The organism is Bacillus cereus group sp. BfR-BA-01355 (assembly GCF_022663675.1).
Taxonomy (GTDB): domain Bacteria; phylum Bacillota; class Bacilli; order Bacillales; family Bacillaceae_G; genus Bacillus_A; species Bacillus_A thuringiensis_S.
Genome location: NZ_JAKUFY010000355.1, coordinates 1 through 331, shown reverse-complemented (window position 1 = coordinate 331; position 331 = coordinate 1). Strand labels below are relative to the sequence as shown.

Genomic DNA, 331 nt, shown 5'->3' with positions numbered 1-331 from the left:
TCATTCAAGAAGGTAGTGAGCTACGTATAAAAGGTGAAAAACGTGATTCATCGCCAAATACTAGCGTACCGGATACAACGGAGCAACCAAAACAAGATCAACAGCAAAAAACTGAAGAAGAGAAAAAGCAAGAAGAATTAAAGAAACAAGAAGAACTGAAAAAACAAGAAGAACAAAAGAAACAAGAGGAACTTAAGAAGCAAGAAGAACAAAAGAAACTAGAAGAGCAAAAGAAACAAGAAGAAGAAAAGAAACAAAATGAACAAAATAACGGAGGAGGCCAAGGAACGACACCTCCAGCGAATAACGGAGGAGGCCAAGGAACGACACC

The 331-nt window shown here is 38.4% G+C and carries 1 pseudogene; it reads left to right on the top strand.

The features are described from left to right. A pseudogene (locus tag MR167_RS32020) lies at positions 1 to 331 on the top strand (penicillin-binding protein); the annotation flags it as partial.